Source organism: Spirochaeta lutea (genome assembly GCF_000758165.1).
Classification (GTDB): Bacteria; Spirochaetota; Spirochaetia; order DSM-27196; family Salinispiraceae; genus Spirochaeta_D; species Spirochaeta_D lutea.
Map to the genome: position 1 here is coordinate 1 of NZ_JNUP01000050.1, position 1,601 is coordinate 1,601.

General features: G+C 49.8%; 1 protein-coding gene and 1 pseudogene. One reads left to right on the forward strand and one right to left on the reverse strand.

What is annotated here, in order from left to right; translation table 11 throughout:
* Positions 1 to 35 precede the first annotated feature (35 nt).
* Positions 36 to 1,223 (forward strand): annotated as a pseudogene (locus DC28_RS06600) (IS256 family transposase).
* Here the strand turns inward: DC28_RS06600 and DC28_RS06605 are convergent.
* The gene (locus DC28_RS06605) at positions 1,211 to 1,405 is read right to left on the reverse strand and encodes a hypothetical protein (RefSeq protein ID WP_037547127.1); all 195 of its coding nucleotides are present in this window, start codon (positions 1,403 to 1,405) and stop codon (positions 1,211 to 1,213) included. The pseudogene DC28_RS06600 and the gene DC28_RS06605 sit on opposite strands and share 13 nt — an antisense overlap.
* Positions 1,406 to 1,601 lie beyond the last annotated feature (196 nt).

Genomic DNA, 1,601 nt, shown 5'->3' on the forward strand with positions numbered 1-1,601 from the left:
AATAACTACAAAAACCAAGTCAGAGAGAGGACCCAATGCCTGGTAAGATTATCGAAATTAATGAGGAAGAAGTCAAAGCCCATTTAGGGGATTTTGTACGGGAAACGGTAGAAGAGACATTGAATGCGATGTTGGAGGCTGAAGCAGAACAACTCCTGAATGCCCAGAAGCATGAGAGAAAAACTGAGCGCAAGGGGTATCGTGCCGGTCATTATGACCGGAAGTTTCTGACCAAGGCCGGCGAGGTAACGCTCCAGATGCCGAAACTAAAGAAGGTGACGTTTGAACCGGCGATCATTGAGCGGTACAAGCGCCGGGAAATTTCTGTTGAGGAAGCGATGGTGGAAATGTATTTAGCCGGCGTATCTGTTAGGCGTGTGGAAGACATCACCGAAGCACTCTGGGGAGCAAAGGTGTCACCGGGAACGATTAGCAATCTGAACAAGAAAATCTACGAAGAGATCGAGAAGTGGCGGAACCTTCCCCTCAAGAGCCATTACGCATATGTATACCTGGATGGGATATAGATGAAGCGCTCCTGGGCTGGAGAGGTTCGTAATGTCTCGGTTCTGGTGGCCATAGGAGTCAACGAGGATGGGTTTCGAGAAATAATCGGGGTGGCTGAGGGCACCAAGGAGGACAAGGACAGCTGGCAACGGTTCTTGAGATATCTCAAAGACCGGGGGTTGGAGAGTGTCGACATGTTCATCTCCGATAAATCCCTCGGTCTGGTGGAGTCGATTCCGGAGTTTTATCCCCAGGCACTCTGGCAGCGTTGTGTCGTCCATTTCTACCGGAATGTCTTCAGCTTTGTACCCCATGGCAAAGTGAAAGAAGTTGCCACAATGCTGAAAGCCATCCATGCCCAAGAGAACAGGGAGGAGGCGATCCGAAAGAAGGACCTCATTGCCCAGAAGCTTATCGAAATGAAGCTTAACAAGGCCGCTACCCTGGTACGGGAAGGATCCCCCGAAACCTTTTCCTACTATCACTTCCCGGTTGAACATTGGAAACGGATAAGGACCAACAATGGTCTTGAGAGAATCATGCGAGAAATCAGAAGGAGGACACGAGTAATCGGTTCCTTCCCCGATGGTGAATCTGCCCTGATGTTGGTTGCGGCCCGGCTGCGTCACATCTCTAATTCTACATGGAGTGAACGGAAGTATCTGAATATGGACCTGATGATTGACTTCGATCAGGAAGAAGATCAGGTGTCATAGTTGGAATCTTCGGATTGAGGCTTAAAGAATTTGCGCAAGATATTTGACACTACCTGGTACGCCTGGCTTTCTTGCCAGTCGTTCACGCCGTAGCTTTCATCCCACCACCAGGGCGCGGATTCAGGGGTCGTTATGTAATCAGGATGGGCATCCCACCGATTCTCATTGTTCCAATCCACCACAGGGTTATCATCAGAGGACTGTTCAGAGATGTACAGATTCGCCCGCCACAGGGCTTTGTGGTCGAAACCGCTCCATCGACAAACCCTCCCCTACCAGAAGCGCTCCAGTTTCATGAGTTCGAACTCGTCATTGTCAGCATTATAGGAGAGACAGTACAGGGTGCCTTCGGGATTGACAGTGAATTGGGATTTAGCT